At 69.0% G+C, this 3,360-nt stretch carries 3 protein-coding genes; 2 read left to right on the forward strand and 1 reads right to left on the reverse strand.

What is annotated here, in order from left to right:
- Window positions 1-607, reverse strand: a 607-nt coding sequence (wrbA, locus tag H5J26_RS29605) for an NAD(P)H:quinone oxidoreductase (RefSeq protein ID WP_181769040.1), incomplete at its 3' end; no start/stop codon positions are given.
- A gap of 312 nt (window positions 608-919) precedes the next feature.
- On the opposite strand from wrbA, the gene H5J26_RS29610 reads away from it, so the two are divergent.
- Both H5J26_RS29610 and H5J26_RS29615 read left to right on the forward strand, forming a co-directional pair.
- The gene (locus H5J26_RS29610) at window positions 920-1,645 is read left to right on the forward strand and encodes a TetR/AcrR family transcriptional regulator (protein WP_181769041.1); all 726 of its coding nucleotides are present in this window, start codon (window positions 920-922) and stop codon (window positions 1,643-1,645) included.
- 260 nt (window positions 1,646-1,905) lie between these two features.
- Window positions 1,906-3,360: MFS transporter (locus H5J26_RS29615; protein WP_181769042.1), on the forward strand; the 1,455-nt coding region annotated here is incomplete at its 3' end.

Consider the following 3,360-nt stretch of genomic DNA (forward strand, 5'->3'; position numbering starts at 1 on the left):
CGATCCGCACCACGCGTTCCGTCTGCACGCGCGCAGCTGTACGCGCCGTCTCGTCCACGGGCTTCTCGCCCTGCGCGTCGACGTGGGAGGTGCCGTACGGATTGCCGTCCACGAACTTGGACGGGTCCGTGTAGCCGGGCGAGGCGATGAGGCCGCCGAAGTGGTGAATGGTGTTGTAGAGGGCGAGCAGCGTCGACTCCTGGCCGCCGTGCAACGACGCGGAGGATGTGAACCCGCTGTAGACCTTGTCGGCCAGCCTGCCCTCGGCCCACAGGGCGCTCAGCTGGTCGAGCACCTGCTTCAGCTGCGAGGAGACGTTGCCGAAGCGCGTCGGCGTACCGAAGATCACGGCGTCCGCCCACTCGATGTCGCCGGGAGCGGCTTCGGGGACGTCTGCCGTGGCGCGCAGGTTCTCCGCCCACGCCGGGTTGGAGTCGATGGCCGACTGCGGCGCCAACTCGGCTGCGCGGCGCAGCCGTACGTCTGCTCCCGCCTTCTCGGCGGTCTCGCTGATCTCCTTGGCGAGAGTGGCGATGGTTCCCGTCGAGGAGTAGTAGACGACGGCGACGTTGACCGGTGTGGTGCTGGTGGGAGTCGGGATGCTCATGAAGCGAACTCCTCCGAATGTCGTGCAGGTGCTGTGTCGTGCTGTGCGTTGTGGCCGTACAGGAAGGCGCCCGTACAGGCCCGGCCTCCCGTAGAGGTCGTTGAAGTCGCAAGTACCCTTTCGCGGCGCACACATGGTTGTGACGCGGAACACACCGGCTTCGCGAAATAAGCGGGGAGCCGTTCCCCGTTTACGCCTGTGTCCGGTGAAACGGGGAACCACTCCCCGGATTCGCGGACCGACAGACCGGACCGAGGACCGGGACAAACACCGGGGCCCCGAGACACCCGAGAGACACAGAAGGGCGTGACCATGGGCGGCAACGCAGGCGTCAGCACCAGCGCGGCCGGCGCGCGTGCGGTTCCCAAGTCGCGCGCGGACGCAGCCCGTAACCATGAACGCATCGTCTCCGCCGCACGCGAGGCCTTCGTCATCCACGGGGCGGACGCGCCTCTGGACGACATCGCCCGGCGTGCGGGCGTCGGCAACGCCACGCTCTACCGGCACTTTCCCGACCGCTCCACCCTCGTACACGGCGTCGTGCGCGCCGTGACGGAACGCATCGCGGACAGGGCGCAGGAAGCACTGGACGCGATCGGCGAGGCGGCGGGCTCACCGTCGGATTCCCGGGCCGGAGAAGCCGGACCGGCCGAAGTGGTCGACGCCTTCACGGCGTTGAGGCAGTTCGTCTTCGCCGCCGTCGAAGAGCGCATCGGCGCGCTGTGTCCCATGCTCTCGGACGGCTTCGACGGGGACGACCCCCAACTGCTCGCCGCCCGGCACCACTTGGAGGGACTGGTCGAGGAACTGGTCCGACGCGCCAAGCTCGCCGGGCAGTTGCGGCCGGACGTGGAGGTCGGCGACCTGCTCGTGGCCACAAGCCAGCTCACCAGGCCGCTGCCGGGAACCGGCTGCGCCGAGATCGCACGCTTCGTCAACCGTCACGTGCAGCTCTTCCTCGACGGGCTCCGCGCCCCGGCAAGGTCCGAACTGCCCGGCCACGCAGCCACCTTGGAGGAACTTCGCACGCCGGTCTGAACGGACCCGGGCCCCTCCGTCACGGCCACTCCGTCAACGACCCTTCCGTCGCCGACCCGGACGACCTGATCCGGTTCTGACTCCTCACCACGGCTGACCGCCTGCACGACCCGTCAGCCGCTCCGTATGCGGGCGCACGGCATCTCCATGCTCTCGCACAGACAAACGGCTCTTCGTCGGCCCTTTGCCGTAACTCGCCGCCACTTCAAGACCCGTCACTGCTCTTCATTCGTCACAAGCACCGTGAGGTAGGCACCGTCATGCCGAAAACAGCCCGACCGTCCACCGCCACCGGCCCGGCGGCCGCAGCCGATCCGAGACGCTGGACCGCTCTCGCATTCATAGCCATCGCCCAGCTGATGGTCGTGCTGGACGCGACCATCGTGAACATCGCCCTCCCCTCCGCCCAGGCCGACCTCGGCATCTCCGACGGAAACCGGCAGTGGGTCATCACCGCTTACGCCCTCGCCTTCGGCGGGCTGCTGCTCTTCGGCGGGAGGATGGCGGACCTGTGGGGCCGCAAGCGGATCTTCGTGATCGGCCTCGCCGGGTTCGCCCTGGCCTCCGCGCTCGGCGGTGCGGCACCCGGTGAAGCGGTGCTGCTCGGCTCGCGGGCGCTCCAGGGCGTCTTCGGCGCGCTGCTCGCGCCCGCCGCGCTCTCACTGCTCGCGGTCATGTTCACCGACGGGAAGGAGCGCGCGAAGGCGTTCGGGATCTACGGCGCCATCGCGGGCGGCGGAGGCGCGATCGGGCTGATCCTCGGCGGCGTACTCACCGAATACCTCGACTGGCGCTGGACGTTCTTCGTCAACATCCCCTTCGCCGTGCTCGCCGCCGTCGGCGCCGTGTTCGTGATCCGAGAGCCCGCCGGAAGCCGCAACAACTCGTCCCTGGACATCCCGGGAGTGGTCCTCTCCACGCTGGGCCTCGTGGCGCTGGTGTACGGCTTCACCAGGGCGGAAGCCCACGGCTGGGGCGACGGCGGCACCATCGCCATGTTCGTCGCGACCGTGCTGCTCCTGGGGGCGTTCGTGGCCGTCGAAGCGAAGGTGAAGGCTCCGCTGCTGCCGCTGCGCGTACTCACCGACCGCAACCGTGGCGGCGTGTATCTCTCTCTCGGTCTCGCCGTGATCGCGATGTTCGGGCTGTTCCTCTTCCTGACGTACTACCTGCAGGTCGTGAAGGGGTACTCCCCGGTCAGGACCGGCGTCGCCTTCCTCCCGATGATCGCGGGCATGATCACGGGCTCGACCCAGATCGGGGCGCGCCTGATGACGCGCGTACGGCCGAGGCTGCTGATGGGCCCCGGCTTCGTCGTGGCCGCGAGCGGCATGCTGATCCTCACGCAGCTGGAGGTGGACAGCTCGTACGCGACGTTGATCCTCCCCGCACAGCTGCTGCTGGGGCTGGGCATGGGCACCGCCTTCATGACCGCCATGTCGCTGGCCACGACCGGTGTCGAGCCGCGCGACGCCGGCGTCGCCTCCGCCATGGTCAACACCTCTCAGCAGGTGGGCGGCGCCATCGGCACCGCCCTGCTGAACACCATCGCCGCCAGCGCCACCACCTCCTACGTCACCGCCCGTGCTGCGGGCGCGACGAGCGAGCCGGCACGAAAGCTGCTGGTCGCAGAGGGGATGGTGCACGGCTACACCACGGCGATCTGGTGGGCGGTGGGCATCCTGCTGACCTCGGCACTGATCGCCGGCGTGCTC

It is taken from the genome of Streptomyces albidus (ex Kaewkla and Franco 2022) (assembly GCF_013870515.1).
GTDB lineage: Bacteria > Actinomycetota > Actinomycetes > Streptomycetales > Streptomycetaceae > Streptomyces > Streptomyces albidus.

Bases quoted from the DNA above. Each gene is read 5' to 3' on its own strand.
- H5J26_RS29610 (WP_181769041.1), top strand. From the start codon at position 920: ATGGGCGGCAACGCAGGCGTCAGCACCAGCGCGGCCGGCGCGCGTGCG.